The sequence below is a fragment of the Actinospica robiniae DSM 44927 genome (assembly GCF_000504285.1).
GTDB lineage: Bacteria > Actinomycetota > Actinomycetes > Streptomycetales > Catenulisporaceae > Actinospica > Actinospica robiniae.
Map to the genome: position 1 here is coordinate 4,158,291 of NZ_KI632511.1, position 18,415 is coordinate 4,176,705.

General features: G+C 70.5%; 15 protein-coding genes. 9 read left to right on the forward strand and 6 right to left on the reverse strand.

Annotated elements, in window-relative coordinates; genetic code table 11:
* The first annotated feature begins 4 nt into the window (after positions 1-4).
* The 7 genes from ACTRO_RS17655 (at position 5) to ACTRO_RS17685 (ending at position 8,313) form a co-directional block, all read left to right on the forward strand.
* The gene (locus tag ACTRO_RS17655; RefSeq protein WP_034264358.1) at positions 5-1,273 is read left to right on the forward strand and encodes a 6-phospho-beta-glucosidase; all 1,269 of its coding nucleotides are present in this window, start codon (positions 5-7) and stop codon (positions 1,271-1,273) included.
* A complete protein-coding gene (locus ACTRO_RS17660; protein ID WP_245594406.1) occupies positions 1,255-2,268 on the forward strand; it encodes an N-acetylglucosamine kinase in 1,014 nt (337 codons plus the stop codon). The genes ACTRO_RS17655 and ACTRO_RS17660 overlap by 19 nt, the downstream gene beginning before the upstream one ends.
* A gap of 232 nt (positions 2,269-2,500) precedes the next feature.
* On the forward strand, positions 2,501-4,213 hold the full coding sequence (locus ACTRO_RS17665; protein ID WP_034264361.1) for an ABC transporter substrate-binding protein: 1,713 nt from the start codon (positions 2,501-2,503) through the stop codon (positions 4,211-4,213).
* Positions 4,214-4,332: 119 nt separating this feature from the next.
* The gene (locus tag ACTRO_RS17670; protein WP_034264364.1) at positions 4,333-5,319 is read left to right on the forward strand and encodes an ABC transporter permease; all 987 of its coding nucleotides are present in this window, start codon (positions 4,333-4,335) and stop codon (positions 5,317-5,319) included.
* A 6-nt stretch (positions 5,320-5,325) separates the two neighbouring features.
* The gene (locus ACTRO_RS17675; RefSeq protein ID WP_245594407.1) at positions 5,326-6,255 is read left to right on the forward strand and encodes an ABC transporter permease; all 930 of its coding nucleotides are present in this window, start codon (positions 5,326-5,328) and stop codon (positions 6,253-6,255) included.
* Entirely contained in the window at positions 6,233-7,291 is a 1,059-nt protein-coding gene (locus tag ACTRO_RS17680; protein WP_034264367.1) for an ABC transporter ATP-binding protein, read from the forward strand. The genes ACTRO_RS17675 and ACTRO_RS17680 overlap by 23 nt, the downstream gene beginning before the upstream one ends.
* Complete coding sequence (locus tag ACTRO_RS17685) at positions 7,288-8,313, forward strand: oligopeptide/dipeptide ABC transporter ATP-binding protein (RefSeq protein ID WP_034264370.1); 1,026 nt, start codon at positions 7,288-7,290, stop codon at positions 8,311-8,313. The genes ACTRO_RS17680 and ACTRO_RS17685 overlap by 4 nt, the downstream gene beginning before the upstream one ends.
* A gap of 130 nt (positions 8,314-8,443) precedes the next feature.
* On the opposite strand, the gene ACTRO_RS17690 is transcribed toward ACTRO_RS17685, so the two are convergent.
* Genes ACTRO_RS17690 through ACTRO_RS17700 form a run of 3 tightly spaced genes read right to left on the reverse strand, consistent with a single transcriptional unit; the run spans position 8,444 to position 13,047 of the window.
* Positions 8,444-9,790 carry an AAA domain-containing protein gene (locus tag ACTRO_RS17690; RefSeq protein ID WP_034264373.1) on the reverse strand — a complete coding sequence of 449 codons (1,347 nt, stop codon included), beginning with the start codon at positions 9,788-9,790 and terminating at the stop codon, positions 8,444-8,446.
* Between the two features lie 57 nt (positions 9,791-9,847).
* On the reverse strand, positions 9,848-11,464 hold the full coding sequence (locus ACTRO_RS17695; protein ID WP_063628019.1) for a hypothetical protein: 1,617 nt from the start codon (positions 11,462-11,464) through the stop codon (positions 9,848-9,850).
* A complete protein-coding gene (locus ACTRO_RS17700) occupies positions 11,461-13,047 on the reverse strand; it encodes a hypothetical protein (RefSeq protein ID WP_051450995.1) in 1,587 nt (528 codons plus the stop codon). Before ACTRO_RS17700 ends, ACTRO_RS17695 begins: the two co-directional genes overlap by 4 nt.
* Positions 13,048-13,789: 742 nt before the next feature.
* Here ACTRO_RS17700 and ACTRO_RS17705 point away from each other — a divergent pair.
* Together ACTRO_RS17705 and ACTRO_RS17710 are read left to right on the forward strand one after the other, a co-directional pair.
* Positions 13,790-14,197: a four-helix bundle copper-binding protein gene (locus tag ACTRO_RS17705; protein ID WP_034264377.1), complete on the forward strand. Its 408-nt coding sequence runs from the start codon at positions 13,790-13,792 to the stop codon at positions 14,195-14,197.
* 119 nt (positions 14,198-14,316) lie between these two features.
* Positions 14,317-14,832 carry a DUF5709 domain-containing protein gene (locus tag ACTRO_RS17710; protein ID WP_063628020.1) on the forward strand — a complete coding sequence of 172 codons (516 nt, stop codon included), beginning with the start codon at positions 14,317-14,319 and terminating at the stop codon, positions 14,830-14,832.
* Between the two features lie 665 nt (positions 14,833-15,497).
* Here ACTRO_RS17710 and ACTRO_RS17715 read toward each other — a convergent pair.
* The 3 genes from ACTRO_RS17715 to ACTRO_RS17725 are packed head-to-tail and all read right to left on the reverse strand — an operon-like array spanning position 15,498 to position 18,338.
* The gene (locus ACTRO_RS17715; protein WP_034264380.1) at positions 15,498-16,745 is read right to left on the reverse strand and encodes a cytochrome P450; all 1,248 of its coding nucleotides are present in this window, start codon (positions 16,743-16,745) and stop codon (positions 15,498-15,500) included.
* 60 nt (positions 16,746-16,805) lie between these two features.
* Entirely contained in the window at positions 16,806-17,375 is a 570-nt protein-coding gene (locus ACTRO_RS17720) for a hypothetical protein (protein ID WP_063628021.1), read from the reverse strand.
* A gap of 15 nt (positions 17,376-17,390) precedes the next feature.
* Positions 17,391-18,338 (reverse strand): NAD(P)-dependent oxidoreductase, encoded by a 948-nt coding sequence (locus ACTRO_RS17725; protein WP_051450996.1) that lies wholly within the window; start codon positions 18,336-18,338, stop codon positions 17,391-17,393.
* Positions 18,339-18,415: the final 77 nt, after the last annotated feature.

Here is an 18,415-nt window from a genome sequence, read left to right on the forward strand (position 1 = left end):
CCCCATGAAGCTCGCCATCATCGGCGGCGGCTCCACCTACACACCCGAGCTCGTCGACGGTTTCGCCCGGCTGCGCGAGCAGCTGCCGGTGGAGCAACTCGCGCTGATCGACCCCGATCCGGAGCGGCTCGAAGCCGTGGGCGCGATATCCCGGCGCATCCTGGCCAAGCAGGGCCACCCGGGTCAGGTGCTGGCCACCGCCAACCCCGCCGAGGGGCTCGAGGGTGCGGACGCCGTGCTCTTCCAGCTGCGTATCGGCGGCCAGGCGGCCCGGAACGTGGACGAGACGCTGCCGCTCGACTTCTGCTGCGTAGGCCAGGAGACGACCGGAGCCGGCGGCCTGGCCAAGGCGCTGCGCACCGTGCCGGTCGTGCTGGAGCTCGCCGAGCAGGTGCGCAAGTACGCGCCGAACGCCCGGATCGTGGACTTCACCAACCCGGTCGGCATCGTCACCCGGGCGCTGCTCGACGCAGGACACGACGCGGTCGGCCTGTGCAACGTGGCGATCGGCTTCCAGCGCCGCTTCGCCGAGGGCGCCGGGGTGAGCCCGAGCGAGGTCGAGCTCGACCACGTCGGGCTCAACCACCTGACGTGGATCCGGGGCGCCCGGATCGCGGGCGAGGAGGCGCTGCCCAGGATCATCGAGGAGCAGGGCTCGGAGATAGCCGGGAGCCTGGAGATGCCGCAGCAGGTCCTGCGCGACCTGAACGCGATCCCCTCCTACTACCTGCGCTACTTCTACGAGCACGACGCCGTGGTGAAGCACCTGCGCGAGAGCGAGTCGCGGGCCGAGCAGGTCGCCGCGATGGAGCGGCAACTGCTCGAGATGTACCGCGATCCGACCGTGGACACCAAGCCCGAACTGCTGAGCAAGCGCGGCGGCGCGTTCTACTCCGAGGCCGCGGTCGAGCTGATCTCCTCGCTGACCAACCCGGCGGGCGAGGCCGACCTGCGCGTGGTCAACATGCGCAACCGCGGCACGCTGCCCTTCCTCGCCGACGACGCGGTGATCGAGGTCTCCGCCCGGGTGAGCTCCACCGGGATCGAGGCCGTGCCGCAGAGCCCGCTGCCCGCGCACATGCGGGGCCTGATCGCGCACGTGAGCGCCTACGAGGAACTGGCCCTGGACGCGGCGATCCGCGGCGGCCGGGACCGGGTGGTGCAGGCGCTGCTCGCGCACCCGCTGATCGGACAGTACGACCTCGCCAACCGCCTCGGCGACGCCCTGCTCGCCGCGAACGAGAAGTTCCTGCCGTGGGCAGTGGCACGTTGAGCACGGCGACTCCCGCCGGCACCGCGACCCTCGCGGACCGCGCCCGCCCGGCGGGCACGATCCTGGCCGTGGACGGCGGGAACAGCAAGACGGACGTCCTGCTCGCCACGGACACCGGGCAGGTGCTCGCGCAGGCGCAGGCCGGCCCGTTCACTCCGCAGTCCAGCGGCGTGTCCACCGCGGTGGACGCCGTGGCCAAGGCGGTCGGAGAGATCCGCACCGCGCTCGGCCTGCCCGAGGGCGTTCCACTGGCGCAGCATCTGTCCGCCTTCGTGGCCGGGGCCGACCTCCCGCAGGAGGAGGAGGCGCTGGCCGAGGCCTTCGCGGCGCGCGGCTGGACCGAGACCGTCGAGGTCGGCAACGACTCGTTCGCGCTGCTGCGCGCCGGGGCCAGCCGGTCCTGGGGCGTCGCCGTGGTCTGCGGCGCCGGGATCAACTGCGTGGGCATCGGCCCGGACGGCCGGCGCGCCCGCTACCCGGCCATCGGCGAGCTGACCGGTGACTGGGGCGGCGGGTCCGCCCTGGGCCGGATGGCGCTGTGGGCCGCGGTGCGCGGCGAGGACGGCCGCGGGCCGCTCACCGAGCTGAGCACCGCGGTGGCCGAGCACTTCGGCACCCCGACAGCCCTCGACGTCGCACTCGGGATCCACCTGGGCGCGATCCCGGAGGAACGCATCCACGAACTCTCCCCGCTGCTGTTGCGGGTGGCCGCTCAAGGCGACCCGACCGCGCTGGAGTTCGTGCAGCGTCAGGCTGTGGAGATCGTGGTCTGGGCGAGGGTCGCGCTCGAGCGGCTCGACCTGCTCGATCAAGACGCTGAGGTCGTCCTCGGCGGCGGTGTGCTGCGGGCGGCCGAGCCCGTGCTGATGGACCGTGTCTTCGCTCTGGCGGCCGAGCAGATCCCGGCGGCACGCCTGGTAGTGCCCTCGCACAGACCCGTGCACGGCGCGCTGCTGCTCGGCCTCGACCGGCTCGGACTGACCGCAGACGGCTGAGTCCCCCCGGCGGACGGCCGGACCGCGCGCGGTCACCCGCCCTCCGCCGCGCCGGAGGCTCGCCCGCTCCGGCCCACCGTTGCCTACCCGTTATTAATCCTTTGCCCGGGACCGTTGCACAGCCCGACAGTGGAAGTTAACTTTACTTACACCTTCCCTCAGGTCGGGCGGCACACCCGCCGGGCACAGCGCTCCACCGCCACTCACACCCCTTTTTCGAGAGGTCTCAAGGATGAGGCGTACGAAAGTAGTCGCCGCCGGCGCCGCCATAGGCATGGCCGCCGCGGCCCTGGCCGGCTGCAGCTCCACCCAGCACGTGGGGGGCTCAAGCGGCTCAAGCAGCAGCCCGGGGACGGCCGCCGCCGGCGGCCCGCACAAGCCCGGCGGGGTCGTCACGATCTCCAACGAGCAGGGCCAGACCTGGTCCTGCCAGTTCAACCCGTTCAGCCCGTCCTACCAGCTCGAGTCGCTCGGCCTGGTCTACGAGCCGCTGGTCTTCGTCGACGCCGTCGGCAACCAGAAGGAAACGGACATGCTGGCGACCGGGTACACCTGGAACGCCGCCAAGACCCAGATCACCTTCAACATCCGCCAGGGCGTCACCTGGTCCGACGGCAAGCCGTTCAGCGCCGCCGACGTCGCCTTCACCTTCAACCTGATGAAGCAGGACCCGGCGCTGGACCTGTACTCGCTGTGGACGGCCGCCGGCCTGGAGAGCGCCACCGCCTCCGGGAACACCGCGGTCCTGACGTTCAAGCAGAACGCGCAGACCTACTTCTACAACTTCGCCGACCAGGTCGGCATCGTCCCGCAGCACATCTGGTCGGACGCCTCCAGCTTCGGCGGGAAGACCGCGGACCAGTGGTCCGACCCGAAGCCGATCGGCACCGGCCCGTTCGAGGTCAACCCCTGCGCCCCGAACAACATCCAGTACACGGCGAACCCGCACTACTGGGAGCCGAACGAGCCGGCCATCCAGAAGGTCGAGTACCCGGCCTACCTGGACAACGACCCGGCGAACAACGACCTGGCCTCGGGCAAGGACAACTGGGGCAACCAGTTCGTGCCCAACATCCAGAGCTTCTACCTGGCCAAGTCGCCGAACAACCACACCTGGTCCCCGCCGGTCTCGAACGTCGCGCTGTTCCCGAACCTGAAGCAGGGCGCGACCGCGACGCTGGCCGTGCGCGAGGCGATCTCCTACGCGATCGACCGGCAGAAGATCTCCTCGATCGGTGAGAACGCGCAGGAGCCGGCGGCCAACCAGTCCGGCATCATCACCCCGACCTTCAGCCAGTACGAGGACACCGCGAACCTGCAGTCCTCCGGCTACACCACCAGCGCGAACACCGCGAAGGCCACCCAGCTGCTGGCCACCGCGGGCTACTCGAAGTCGCACCCGCTGAACCTGACCGTCATCTCGATCACCGGCTACACCGACTGGGACGCCGACCTCGCCGTGATGAAGAGCGAGCTCGGGGCCATCGGCATCAACCTGACCGTGAGCGACCAGACCAACGGCACCTACTTCGACAACCTGCAGAAGGGCAACTTCCAGCTCGCCTACTACGGCGAGACCGGCGGCCCGACCCCGTACACCGAGCTGCGCCAGGAGCTGCTCTCGCAGAACTCCGCCCCGATCGGCCAGGACGCCTCGACCAACTACGAGCGCTACTCCAACCCGGCCGTCGACGCGCTGTTCGCCAAGTACGCCACGGACGACACGGCCACCCAGGTCCAGGACATCCAGAAGATCAGCGACTACATGACGCAGGACGTCCCGATCATCCCGGTGGTCGAGTCGGTGGACTGGTTCCAGTACAACGACTCCGACGTCGTGGGCTGGCCGAACGCCTCGAACCCGTACGCCCAGCCGGGCCCGGCGATCGTGCCGGACGGCGAGCAGGTCCTGCTGCACCTGTACTCGCAGTCCGCACAGAAGTAAGACGAACTAGCCTGCTGACACGCTGATTCAACCGGGGGGCCGTGCGGCCCGCCTCACCCCGGCACAACACCGGGGCGAGGCGAGCCGACGGCCCTTCGGCCGAGAAGGGACCGACTGCAGTGAGATTCATCCTGCGCCGGGTGGGCATGTTCCTCTTCACCCTATGGGCGGCGCTCACCCTTAATTTCTTCATACCGCGCTTCATGCCGGGCAATCCGCTGCAGTACATGATCGCCAAGAGCCACGGCAAGATCTCGCCTCAGGCCCTGGCGGACATGCTCGCTTCGTTCGGCTACAAGCAGAACGCGAACTGGGCGGACCAGTACTTCTCCTACCTGGGCAACATGCTCACCGGCAACTGGGGCGTCTCGCTCACGGTCTCGCCGGGAGCCTCGATCAGGAGCATGATCTTCGCGGCCCTGCCGTGGACCCTGGGCCTGATCGGCCTGACCACCGTGCTCGCGTTCCTGCTCGGCACCCTCATCGGCATCGTGGCCGGATGGCGCCGCGGCGGGGTGATCGACTCCTGGCTGCCGACCACCTTCGTGATCACCTCGGCGCTGCCGTACTTCGTGGTCGGCATGGTGCTGATCGAGGTCTTCTCGGTCACCAACCACTGGCTGCCGAACGACTACACCGCGGACAACACCATCGTGCCCGGCTTCTCCCCCGGCTACATCGGCTCGGTGCTCCAGCACGCGATCCTGCCGGCGTCCTCGCTGCTGATCACGGCGGTCGGCGGCTGGATCCTGACCATGCGCAACAACATGATCACCACCCTGGCCGAGGACTACATCCGGATGGGCCGGGCCAAGGGCCTGCCGAGCCGCAAGATCATGCTCGGCTACGCGGCCCGCAACGCCATCCTGCCCAACCTCTCCGGCTTCGCCATGTCGCTCGGCTTCGTGCTCTCCGGCGCGATCCTGGTCGAGTGGGTGTTCAACTACCAGGGCGTGGGCTACTACCTGCTCGACGCCGTGGACAGCGCCGACTATCCGCTGATGCAGGCGCTGTTCATGCTCTACACCGTCGCCGTCCTGGTGGCGATCCTGATCTCGGACTTCCTGATGATGCGGCTCGATCCGCGCGCGCGGGCGAAGGGATAGCCGACCGTGAAACTCCTCAAATCCCTGCTGTCCAACCGCAAGGCGCTGGCCGGCCTGGTGATCCTGCTGCTGTTCGTGCTGATGGCCTACCTGCCGATGCTCTTCACCAGCAACGCGAACCCGGACGATCCGGCCCAGTTCGACCCGAACCTGCCGCTGAGTTCCGCGCACCTGCTCGGCACCACCAGCCTCGGCCAGGACGTGTACTCGCTGCTGATCTACGGCGCGCGCCAGTCGCTGCAGATCGCGGTGATCGCGGGCTTCTTCGCCACCGTGCTCTCGGTGCTGATCGGCGTGTCCGCGGCCTACCTCGGCGGCCTCGTCGACGACGTGCTCTCGCTGCTGACGAACGTCGTGCTGATCATCCCGAGCTTCCCGCTGATCGTGATCCTGGCCAAGTACGCCGGCCAGTCCAACACCGTGATGATCGTCGTCCTGGTGGTCACCGGCTGGTCCTACGGCGCCAACCAGATGCGCGCCCAAGCCCTGTCGCTGCGCAACCGGGAGTTCCTGGAATCGGCCCGGGTACGCGGCGAGCGGCGCTCGTACATCATCGTGTTCGAGATGCTGCCCACGATGAGCTCCCTGATCGTGGCGAACTTCCTCGGCGCGGCCCTGTACTCCGTCGGCGCGGCCGCCGGACTGCAGTTCCTGGGCCTGGGCGACCAGAGCCACGACAGCTGGGGCCTGATGCTCTACTGGGCCCACAGCCAGGAGGCGCTGCAGACCGGCTCGCCCTGGTGGGCGCTCGCCCCCGGCCTGGCCATCGCCCTGCTCGGCGCGTCCTTCGCGCTGATGAACTACGCCTTCGACGAGATCGGCAACCCGGCCCTGCGCCCGGTGCGGCGCAAGGACCTGCGCGCCGGCTCCCGCCCGGGCAAGCCGAAGAAGTCCACGAAGGAAGGATCGGACCGTGTCCTCATCGACGCTGCTTGAGGTCAGAGGCCTGCGGGTGGTCTACGACTCGCCGCGCGGCCCGGTGGAGGCGTGCTCCCGGGTGGACCTCGACGTGCGCGAAGGCGAGTTCGTCGGCATCGTCGGCGAGTCCGGCTGCGGCAAGTCCACCCTGCTGTTCGGCATGGCCCAGCTGCTCAGCCCGCCCGCGCGGATCGCCGCCGGCACGGTGAACTTCCGGGGCCGCGACCTCGTCACCATGACCGAGAAGGAACTCAACGCGCTGCGTTGGAAGGACTACTCGGTCGTCATGCAGAGCGCGATGAACGCGCTCAACCCGGTGAAGTCGATCGGGGCCCAGTTCAAGGACGCCATCGACGCGCACGAGAACTGGAGCAAGCAGCAGATCCAGGACCGCTCGGTCGAGGTGATGAAGCTCGTCGGCATCGACCCGGTGCACCTGCGCAGCTTCCCGCACCAGCTGTCCGGCGGCATGCGCCAGCGCGCGATGATCGCCATGGCGCTGCTGTTCACCCCCGACCTGATCATCATGGACGAGCCGACCTCGGCGCTCGACGTGGTCGCCCAGCGCTCCCTGATGGTGCAGATCAAGGAGCTGCAGCAGCTGCTCGGCTTCGCGGTCGTGTTCGTCACCCACGACATGTCGCTGGTCAGCCACTTCTCCGACCGGCTGCTGGTGATGTACGCGGGCCAGGTGGTCGAGCAGGGCCCGACCCGCAGCGTGTTCGACCACCCGTCGCACCCGTACAGCGAGGGCCTGCTCAACGCCTTCCCCTCGATCCGCGGCCCGAAGGTGGCGCTCACCGGCATCCCGGGCAGCCCGCCCAACCTGGGCTCCCCGCCGAACGGCTGCCGGTTCAACCCGCGCTGCCCGAAGGTGATGGAGCGCTGCCTGACCCAGGCGCCCGAGTTCTACCAGGTCGGCGAGGCGCTCTCGCGCTGCCTGCTGCACGAGGGCGCGGGCGTGTCCGGAGCGACGTCGGCCGAGCCCGCAGCCGCCGATGCCGCCGATGCCGCCGAATCCGCCGCAGCCGCTGAAAGTGAGGCCACGTCATGACGGCGATCACGCGCAACACGCCCCTGCTCGAGACCTCCGGGCTGACCCGGCACTTCCGCGTCGGCGGCGGCTTCACCGGCCGGTCGCATCTGCACGCGGTCGACGACGTCAGCCTGACCATCAACGAGCGCGAGATCGTGGCGCTGGTGGGCGAGAGCGGCAGCGGCAAGTCGACCATGGCCCGGCTGCTCGCGCAGGTCTACAAGCCGACCAGCGGCGAGATCCTGTTCCAGGGCCGCTCGCTGGCGACCCTGCGCGGGCGCAAGGCGCAGCTGCGCTACCGCAGCGAGGTGCCCATGGTCTTCCAGGACCCGTTCGCCTCGCTCAACCCCGTGTACAAGGTCTCGCACGGCATCATGCGCGGGCTCAAGCTGCACCGTCCCGAACTCGACGCCGCGCAGCGGCAGGCCGAGGCCGTGCGCGTGGTCGAGGCGGTGGGCCTGACGCCGGGTGCGGAGATCCTCGAGCGCTACCCCTACGAGCTCAGCGGCGGGCAGCGCCAGCGCATCGGCTTCGCCCAGGCGCTCGCGTACCGGCCGAAGCTGATCCTGGCCGACGAGCCGGTCTCGATGCTGGACGTGTCGATCCGCATCGGCCTGCTCAACGTCATGGCGCAGCTGCGTGAGAACGAGGGCGTGTCGTTCCTCTACATTACACACGATATCGCCAGCGCCCGGTACGTTTCGGACAGAATCATGGTCATGTACGGCGGCCACGTCGTGGAGTCCGGCCCGACCGAGACGGTGCTGGCCGACCCGCAGCACCCGTACACGCAGCTGCTGCTCGAAGCCGTCCCGGATCCGCGTGCCCCGCTCACGGTGACGACGGAGGCGGCGAAGGCCGAGCCGCCGAGGGTGATCGACCCGGCGCCCGGCTGTCGTTTCGTCGCCCGCTGCCCCCTCGCGGTGGACGTCTGCGCGCACGTCACCCCGCTGCCGCAGGCGCTGCCCGAGCCCGGCCATCTGGCCGCCTGCCATGTGAACGCCCCCGGCCCGGCCACCGCCGCGGCGTCGGGCGTCTGAGCAGGGAGAATCAAGGGGTCTTCCGCTCCGTGCCGTTCTCACGGCGGGCGCGGAAGACCCCTTTCCCCTGCCTTCGCGTTCGTTCACTTTGGCGTTGCGCTCGCGGTTGCCTTCGCGCTCGCGGTTCGTCTCAGTCCGCGCCGAGATGGCTCAGCACCGCCTGGTGCGCCGCCCAGCCGTCCGGGAACTTCACCGGGACACCGAGCCGCACCGGTTCAGCATGGGGGTGCGCGTCGAGCAGCTCCGCGATGCCGGACCGCCCGACGACGACGCAGGCGTGGCGGTGCCGGGAGAGCAGGACGCACAGACGCCCGGTCTCCAGGTGGAACGCGGTCGCGTCGCGGCGGCCGGAGAGCGGATGCAGAACGATCGTCACATCGTATTCCCGGCCCTGCAGCCGGTTCGCCGTGTCCACGGTGACCTCGTCCAAGCCGAGCCCCGCCCAGCCCGGCCGCGCCAGCGCGGCCCGGATCGCAGCCGCCTGATCCCGATGCGCCGTGCCGATCGCGATCCGGTCCGGCGTCACCGCACGGCTATACCCCGCCGAACGGTCCACGGCCGTGGCGCCGCGCTGCACGATACGCGCGGCCAGCGCGGCACAGGCGTCGACCGCCTCGCCGTCGGTGCGGATCGTGTGCGCCGCGGGCAGCCCGTGCCAGGCCCAGCCCGCGTCCGCGGCCTGATCCAGCGAGCGATCCAACGCCGCGTCAGCCCCGGCCGAGCTCGCCGGCCGCGCGCCCAGCGTCAGCTCACGATCACTCAGCCCACTGCCCGCCTCGAACGGCGTGAACGGGTAGAACGCCTTGGCCACCAGCGGCGCCGCCGTCTCCGGCAGCCGCCAGGAGTAAGGCAGCCGATGCACCGGCAGATGCGGATTGTGCGCCCGGACGACCGCGACCGCGCTGTCGCTCGGGTCCCACGGCGAGCCGGCCCAGGTGTCGGTGTCGACGGTGGCGAACGGGTCGAGCTGCCCCGGGTCGCCCACGAAGAGCGCCGTCCCTGAGGCGAACCGCGGCGCGACGGCGAGCAGCCCGTCCGAGCGCATCTGGTAGGCCTCGTCGAGGATGGCCCAGGGGAACTCGCCCTCCTTGACCAGAGCCCACTTCGCCGCCGTCGCCAGCACCACCGAACTCGCGGCAAGCTCCGGAAGCTTCGCGGAGAAGGCGAGACAGGGCCCGCGGAGGGGAGCGAGCCGCTCGGGCACCTCGTAATCCGAAGCGGTGAGCCGACCGAGCGCGAGCGTCGGATGCGCGCTCGCTAGCCGGCCGACCAAGTCGTCCACCTGCTCGTTCGTCTGCGCGACGATCATCACCCGCTCGCCCGTCGCCGCCAGCCGACCTGCCAGCTCGACCACGAGCGTCGACTTGCCGGCCCCCGGCGGCGAATCGACGATCACGCCGCGATGCGCGCGGGAGAGCAAGTCGCCGCAGACGGCCTCGATGACCGCGCGCGCCTCCGCCGACTTCGCCTCACTCACCTGCCGCCTCCGCCGTGCTGTTGCTGCCTTCGCGCCGTTCCTGCTGCCCGCCTCGCATCAGTCCCAGCCCCCTGCCCCCAGCACCCGCCCGTCCGCCAGCAGTTCAGCCCGCGCCGCCGCCATCCCCGCCGCGTCCACCGAAGCCACGTCCGGCCCCGGCCCCCAGTCCTCCGACTGGTCGTCAGCCCGGGCGACGTGCGGCCACGGCGGCCCGCCGTGCGTCCACGGCGTCTGATCCACCTCCGGCAGCTCCGGCCGGGTCCCGCGCTGCTCGGCCAGGAACGTCGCATAGCAGCGCTGCTCCCCCGCCACCGGCAGCGAACCCGGCTCCGGCGTCTTGCCCCGGCCCATGCCGCTGAGCAGCTCGAGTTCGACCTCGTACCCGCCGCCGTCCGGCGCGAGGCTCACCGAGCGCAGCCGCGCCGTCTGGCTCACCCGCGTCGGGCTGGCCAGCTTGGCGCCCGGCCGCAGGATCACCTCGTCCTCGGTCAGCAGGCGCACCAGCGGGCGCGGCCAAGCCCGCTTGCCCTTGATCTCCTGCCGCTCCGCGTCCACCGCCACGATCCGCCCCGCGAACGCCTCGCCGCCGACCCGGTACCTGGCCAGCACCAGCGGATCGTCGATGGCCTGCGACCGGTCGTAGCTCAGCTGCGCCGCCTCGAGGTCCGCCAGCCGCCGCGCCGCCGCCACCGCGCTCGGCCGCTTCGGCTGCGGCGGAGCGCCGTCGTCCAGACCGTTGGCGAAGTCGGTGAAGCGCCCCCGGTCGACCTGCCAGCGCAGCTCGTCCGCGGCAGCCGCCGGCAGCGCGCGCAGCACGTCGACAGCCTGCCAAGCGGTCTCCCAGGTGGGCAGCAGCTGCCCCTCCAGCGCCGAACGCAGCTCCTGCTCGGCCTGCGATACCGCCCGCGTGTCGTCGGTGGCGCGGGCGAGCTCCTGCGCCCGCACCAGCGGAGCGAGCACGCCCGTGTCGAAGGCCGGGTCGGTCACCGGCCCCGCCGGCGGCACCAAGTCCGCATCCTCGGCCCGCAGCGCGGCCTCGGCGCCGGAAAGCCCCGCCGGAGGATCTATCCAGCCGAGCAGAGCCGGCAGATGCTGATCCTCGAGCGCGCTCTGCCCCGTCGCCCAATGCTGCGCGAGCACGGAAGTGAGGGCGAGACAGATGCTGGACCCCGGCATGGCCGCGCGATCCTCGGCAAGCCAAGTGAGGTAACGCCCGAGCAGCGGCACGAGCGGATCGACGGGGTAAGGCCCGTCGACCGTCCGGAAGCGAGAAGAGCGCCCCAGCAGCCGCAGCGCGTCGATACCGCCGGAGTTCGGCAGGATCAACTGCGGCGCGTCGTTGTAGCGCTCCCACTCCTCATGGTTCTTCGTCGCCTCGACCGTCTCCGTGGAAGAACGCCGCGACTCGATGTAGGGAAGAAGCACGCGAGCGAAAGCCGTGAGGAACGCGAACCGCTGGTCCCGGTTACGCGGCTGCGAAACGACGAGCAGCTCCGGCGCAGACCGCGAAGTCCCCAGCATCACGGCGAGCGGAGCAGCCGCCTCACCCGCCTGCATGACCGGCACGACGACCAGCGGCTCGTCCGAAAGGTGCACATGGCGCACCGCCGCGATCGGCACCGCATGCCCCGCCCGCGCCGCCCGAGCCCGGGCAAGCGCCGTCAGCGTGCTCATGAGCCGGCCTCGGCACCAGCGCCAGACCCGGGAACCGTCGCCGCGGCGTCCTCACCCGACCCGCGCGGCGCCACAACCGCCCCGGATCCGCCGGCTGCCCCCGTTGCGGCCGGCTTGCTCTCGCCCGGTTCGGCGACGACGCCGCCCTGCGCTGCCGCCTCCGGAACGCGCGGCTGCATCGCCATCGCCTCGTCGTACGCGCGCGCCGCCGCACGCAGGAGCCGTGCCGCCTCGCCCCCGCCGCCAGGACGCGCGGCGCCCGCGGCACCCATCGCGCCGCCCACACCGCCCACGTCGCCCACGTCGATACTGCCGCTTACCTGCTCCAGCTCGTCCCCAGAAGCAAGCGCGAGCGCCTCATCCAGCGACACCACCCCGCCGAGCGCATCCCGTACCGACCGCCCGAGCGCATCCGCCGACCCGATCGCACGCGCCTCCGCGCGGCAATGAAACGCGAGCTCACAGCGCGTGACGCACTCCGGCGCGTATCTGGCCTCGATCATCGAGAGCGACTTCGTCAGCTCACCGCCGGACCGGTGCGGATGAGGCGCGTCCCGCTTGTCGGCCGGCTGGTCGACGGAGAGGTCGAAGTCGATCGCCGAGTCCAGCCCGGCCACCAGCGCCTCGATCCGCGGCAGCCGATCCAACTGCCGGCTCACCGCGGCGATCTGCCGCCGCACGTCGACCAAGTGCGCCGTCGGGCTGTTCGAGAAGTCCTTCGGACACACCAGCACGACGTCGCTGGCGACCAGCTCAGGGTCGATGCCCAGCGACTCGAAGAGCCGACGCAGCGCCAGAACGTAGACGGCAGCCTGCGTAGCCGCCGCACCCACCTTCGTCGGATCGGCCTGCCCGTCGATCACCGAGAAGGATTTGACCTCGGCGATGTAGAGCAGCGATTTACTCCCGGAAGCCGGCTCGTCGTCGGAAGACAAGCCCAAGCCTCCGCTCAGACTCGAATCGGCGCCCGTGTCGTCGCCTGCTGCACCCGCGCCTGCGCCGCCGCCGGAGCCGGCCCTCGAGCCCGCGCTTGCGCCCAAGCCGGCGCTTCCGCCGATGCCCGGATCCGGGCCCGTCCGCCGCGCGCGCAGGGCGACGACGTCAGGCTCGACGTACGCGGTACGCCCAGCGACCTCCAGCGTGAGCAGCGGATGATCGGCCAGCACCGCGGCACCGTCCGCCACCCGCGAGAAAAGCTCGCGCGTGCGCCGATACCTACTCCCCCGGTCGGTCGCGACGCCGCCCGCGCCCCCCGGCGTCGCGGCGGGCTCGACACCGAGGTCGACGTACTCGTGCCCTGGCACGTCGAAGCCGAGCTCGCTCCGCAGCAAGTCGAGCAGCTGCGCGCAGCCGTCGGCCTTTATCTGCTTCTCGAACATGAGTCCGCGGGTAATCGCGAACGGCGACTGCCCGAACCGTGCCGGCGACCCGACCCGTTCGGCGAGCCGACGCTTGTCGACCCCCGCAGCGTCGAGGACGGCACGTCGTGAGCAGCCGGGATTGACGGTCAGCGCGGCGATGGTGCGCGCGTCATGGCTGCGCGGCGGCACCGGCCCGCGCAGCGCGTCGAGCCGCGCGGCCACCGCGGCGCCTGGGACGGAAGGTGACGTGGGCATTTGCCCACCCACGATAGCCCAAAAGAGGCTTGTGGTTCTTGGAAACCCGGCGGGTCGCGGCCACACCCCGGCCCACACGCCCGAATATGGCGTGGTGGCCGCGCAACGGCCACCGTCAGTGCAGGACGAGGCGACCGCTCGACCGGCCACAAGCCGACCCGCGGCGCTGATCGAGCTGCCCTCGGCCAGCCGAAAGCCGACGGATGGCGCGCTAAGCGAGCGGTTCGCCGGGCGGCCGTCCGTCGGCCGACCGAGTGACCGACAGCTGATCGCCAGTCGACCGACGGCAGCACTCATCGACCGCCTCGCCGGCCGCCCAGCGGTCGTCAGTCGGCGACCGTCACCCGGCAACCGGCGGTCGCCGGCCGCCAGACGGAACACGGCGAACGGCGGACGACGAACGGCACAGGGCAGACGGCATCGCTGGACGAGCAACCGGCCAGCCAACCGCCCGTCCACCGACGGCAACGCCGAACGAGCAGCTCGCCGACCCGCCGCCGGTCCACTGACGGCAGGGCCGAACGAGCAGCCCGCCAGGCTGCCACTCGTTCACGGGTGCAGGCACCAAACGAGCAGCCCGTCAGCCCGCCGCCAGTCACTGACGGCAACGCCGGACGAGCAGCCCATCGGCCGCCGCAACTCGACCGACGGCGCCCGCAGCAGTCGGTCGCCGACAACGGACCGCCATACGAAGGGACGGCCAGCCAGGATGCCCAGCACGATCGAGCTGCTCGAGGCCCAGCCGAGTCCACCGGACTCGGGAACGCTCAAGGTTCTGGCAGCCTTCATCGACAGCGCGCGAGCCTGCGCACAAGCGTGCACGAGCTGCGCGGCGAGCGCCCTCGCCGAGCCCGACCCGGGCCCGCTGGCCAGCTGCGTAGCCGCATGCCTCGACTGCGCGGACGTGTGCCTGGCCGCGGCCAGGATCGCCTCGCGCCCCCTGTCAGTCATGCGCCGCGACGCCGCGGCCGCGCTGCTGCAGTCGTGTGCGGGCATGTGCGAGCTGACGGCCCGTGAATGCTTCCGGCACGAGATGCACCATCAGCACTGTCGCCTGTGCATGGAAGCTGCACGAACGTGCCTGGAAGCGTGCGAGATGCTGCTCGAAGAGCTCTGAGCCCCAGGACACTGATGGCCTAATGCACGGCCGCGTTCGATCCCACGTCGACGGTTGGAGACCGCCGACCGGGTCACACTGATGAAGGTAATCGTCGGACACTGGGAGGTGGCCTCGCCGTGAGCGAAGCGGAGGAGCAGGATCGCTACCCCGGCGATGACGACGGAGTGCTCGAGCCGTCCGACTCGCTGGAGACCGACGACCTCGACTACGACCCGCTGGACACCGGCATCATCCCGCCGGACGGCTACCGCACCATGGGCCTCGTCGGCCTCACGGCGGCGGAGGTCGAGCGGGGCGGCGAGACGCTGGACATCCAGCTGGCGCAGGAGGAGCCGGACGTCGACCCGGCCGCGACCGACGACCGCTGGCAGGACGGCCCCGGCCCCCGCTCCGGACGTCTGACGCAGGACACCCGCGACGCCCAGGACGGCGCCGAGCTCACCGCGGTCGACTGCGGCATCGACGGCGGTGCCGCCGGCGCCGAAGAAGCCGCCGTCCACGTGACGACCCAGGAGCAGGACGAGGCAGCGCAACTCGCCGACGCGGACGAGAACGAGTCGCTCGAGGACGCGATCCGCGCCGCCGCGGTGGACGAGAGCCGCGACGCCCACAGACGCCCGCGCGACGAGTGAGGCCACGCGGCCCCCTCACCACCTCAGGACGAGTGAGGCAGTGGCCCCGCACGCTCCGCGAGCGAAGCCGCCGGACCCGCACACTCAGACGACCCAGCTGCCGGACCCGCGCGCTCCAGGACGAGTGAAGCTGCAGGACTCGCATGCCAGCTGAGGACGACCGGGACCACGCAGCCCTCCCGGGCAGCCGCGGCCCGGCGGGACGCCCGCGCGCCCACGCCTGAGTGTCGGTACCGACGCGCCGTCACTCGCCTTACTGAGGCGCCCGCGCCCGTGTGCCCAAGCACCCACGTCACACTCGGCCCGCACCCGCGCGGCCGAGCCCCGACGTGCCAGCCCCGGCATACGCCGGCATGCCCGAGCAACCGCCGTCACCCTCAGCCCGCACCCGCGCGTAGGAGCCTCGACGCACCAACCCCGGCATACGCCCGCACACCCGAGCAAGCACCACCACGCTCAGCCCCCGCACCCGCACCCGCACCGGCGTACCCCGAGCCCCGAGCCCCGACGTGCCAACCCAGGCACACGCCCGCACACCCGAGCAACCGCCGTCACCCTCAGCCCTGATCCTCTCCGCCCCTATCCACTCCGTGCCGAACCAACCCGGCCTTGGCACCGTCGCCATCCGGCGCCCCGCCGAGCCTCGATCAACCGCAGTCTGCCGCTCACTCCCCCTCCCGCAGCACCACCTCCAGCCTTTCGTACCCCCGCAGCACGAGGCGGTCGCTGCGGACGGGTTCTGCGACCGCGCGTATCTCCGGGAAGCGCTGGAACAACCTGGAGAACGCGATCTGCGCTTCGAGCCTCGCCAGTCCCTGGCCCAGGCAGTAGTGGATCCCGCCACCGAAGCTGAGCGGCGCGCTGTCGGGGCGGAGCGGGTCGAAGGACTCGGGGTCGGGGTAGCGGGCGGGGTCGCGGTTGGCGGCGCCGATCAGCAGCAGTACTTGTTCGCCGCGCTTGAGCCGCTGCCCGCCGATCCGCGCCTCGTCGGTCAGCGCGACGCGCATGGTCAGCTGGACCGGCGAGTCGTAGCGCAGCACTTCCTCGACGAAGTCCTCCACCGGGATCCCGCCGCCGGCCAGCCCTTTCTTCACTGCCGGGCGCTTCAGCGCCAGTTCGAGACCGTTGCCCAGCAGATTCGTCGTCGTCTCGAACCCGGCGACAAGCAGCAACGTCAAGTTGACGATCAGCTCGACGTCGGAGAGCCGGCCGTCGTCCGCGCTGTTGACCTGTACCAGTGCGCTGACGAGGTCGTCCGCCGGCTGCGCCCGGCGTTGGGCGGTGAGCTTCTCGAAGTACGCGCGCAGTTCGAGGGCGGCCGCGTCGGCGGGAGCCAGCTTCGCGAGGTCGTCGATCAGTTCGAGCGCTACGGTCAGGTCGTGGGCGAGCGGGCGGAATCTCGCGCGGTCCTCTTCCGGCACGCCGAGCAGCTCGCATATGACGGTGACGGGCAGCCGGAACGCGACGTACTCCATGAAGTCCACCGGCTCGCCTCGGCTACCGCGCCGCTCGAGCTCGTCCAGCAGCTGGTCGGCGACGCGCGTGATGGCCGGTTCCAGGCCGGCGATGCGGCGCGGGGTGAAGGCCGAGCTGATCAGGGAGCGTACGCGGCGGTGGTCGGGCGGATTGGCGTCGAGGATCGACCGCGAGATCGTGTCGACCGATCCGCCCTCGACCAGGCTTTCCTGCCAGCCTTCGATGATCTGCTCGCGTTCGAACTTACCGAACTCGGGCGAGCGCAGGACGGCGTTGACCTCGTCGTGCCCGGTACACACGTACATGCCCAAGTCCGCGCCGCCGAACACCGGACCGAGCTTCCGAGCGGCGGCGTAGAGCGCGTACGGATCCCCGCGACCGGCGGGCGTCATCAGCGCTCCGATGATCTCCTGGCCCTGCAATCCCTCGGCTTGCATTCGCTTCCCCCGCTCACTACGCCCGGTCACTCCGAGCTGTCACACATGTAACGGATGTGACTACGTGTCGGTTCCCGGAGTTTCGTCCGGGCGTGTCGCGTTTTCGCCTGAGTCGGCCCAGTCGGGCCATAGGGAAGGGTCGAGGAGCATGGGAATGCGGGTCAGCTTCAGCGGGCGGCCCTGGTCATCCGTCTCGCCGTACAACCTGACCAGTGTCAGCCGCATCAGCAACGTGGCCCGGTGGAACAAGAAGGCTGCCAGCGGCAGTTCCACGAAGACGGCTGCCGCGAGGGCACCCCAGATTCCGGGCGTGCCGAGGTCGAGGGCGATGTCGAACCAGGCGTCGCAGACGAGCAGGGTCGCTGCGGCCACCGCGGCGCCTATCATCGCCTGCCGGCGCCTCAGACCGAGGTAGGCGGTGGTACCGAGAGCGAGCAGTTCGAGCACGTCGAAGCCGGCCCAGGCCAGGTCGTAATGCCTCGTGTTATATGACCGCGGCAGGCTGATCATCAGATAGATCGACCACGGCAGCAAGAACGCCGTGCAGGCCCACAGCAGTTCGAGAGCCAGCCTCCGTTTGCGCCTTACCTGTTCGGGCGTCAGGCGCACGACACGCTCCGGCAGAGACATCACAACGTGCCGCCCTCAGTACCCGTGCTCGACTCGGTTGAGCACGGGCCTTCCGTCGAGCCAACGCGTCAGGTTCTCCCGCACCACGCGGAAGCAGCGCTCGTTGTTATCCGCGACGAGCGAGCCGATATGCGGGGTGATGAAGATCCCTGGCGTCGACCACAGCGGATGCCCGTCCGGCAGCGGCTCCGGCTCGGTGACGTCGAGAAACGCTCGGATCCCGCGCTCACGCGCGGCCGCCATCAACGCCTCCGTGTCCACGCACCCTCCCCGAGCACCGTTGACCAGCAGCGCTCCCGGCTTCATGGACGCGAGGAACTGCTCGCCGACCAGCCCGCGGGTGTCCGGGGTCAGCGGAGTGAGCACGACGACGATGTCGGCCTGAGGCAGCAGACGCGGCAGAGCATCCAGGCCCTCGATGCCGTCACGCGCCGTCCGCGCGACCTTGAGGCTTTCCACGCCGAAGGGCGCGAGGTAGCGCTCGACACACTGCGCGATCGAGCCATAACCGACATATAGCACCTTCGCGCCTTGGATGACCCGAACCTCGGTCGGCTGCCAGCTTCCCGCGTCCTGGGCATGCACGTAGTGGGCGACCTCTTTGTACGAAACCAGGATCCCGGCCAGCAGCAGCTCGGCCATGAGCTCGTCGTAGGCGCCGCGCACCGAGCAGAGCGCCACGCCGTCCGGCACTGAGCTCACAATGCCGTCGACGCCCGCGGTCTGCGTCTGCACGAACTCCAGCGACGGCGCCTTGGACATTAAAGTCCGCAGGTCGTAGGCCTCGTCCTCGAGGTTGCGCATCAGCGGCGGGACCAAGATCTTGACCTCGGCCAGCCGCGGGTCGTGCAGAGGGTCCGCCGGGATCTCGGCGATCTCCAGGCGTTCGTCGAGTCCTTCCAGCCACGTCGCGGTGCCAGGTGCTGTCCATACGAGTACGCTCATGCCATCGACCTCGCTCATACGGCCAAGTCTCCCACCGGCGCGTATCTGCCGAGCACCCGGAGCCCGTGATGCGCGCCACCCTCAGCGTGCACCCA

Coding starts and splice junctions, on each gene's coding strand:
- ACTRO_RS17655 (WP_034264358.1), top strand. CDS start 5: ATGAAGCTCGCCATCATCGGCGGCGGCTCCACCTACACACCCGAGCTC.
- ACTRO_RS17665 (WP_034264361.1), top strand. CDS start 2,501: ATGAGGCGTACGAAAGTAGTCGCCGCCGGCGCCGCCATAGGCATGGCC.
- ACTRO_RS17685 (WP_034264370.1), top strand. CDS start 7,288: ATGACGGCGATCACGCGCAACACGCCCCTGCTCGAGACCTCCGGGCTG.
- ACTRO_RS17695 (WP_063628019.1), bottom strand. CDS start 11,464: ATGAGCACGCTGACGGCGCTTGCCCGGGCTCGGGCGGCGCGGGCGGGG.
- ACTRO_RS17705 (WP_034264377.1), top strand. CDS start 13,790: ATGCCCAGCACGATCGAGCTGCTCGAGGCCCAGCCGAGTCCACCGGAC.
- ACTRO_RS17715 (WP_034264380.1), bottom strand. CDS start 16,745: ATGCAAGCCGAGGGATTGCAGGGCCAGGAGATCATCGGAGCGCTGATG.
- ACTRO_RS17720 (WP_063628021.1), bottom strand. CDS start 17,375: ATGTCTCTGCCGGAGCGTGTCGTGCGCCTGACGCCCGAACAGGTAAGG.
- ACTRO_RS17725 (WP_051450996.1), bottom strand. CDS start 18,338: ATGAGCGAGGTCGATGGCATGAGCGTACTCGTATGGACAGCACCTGGC.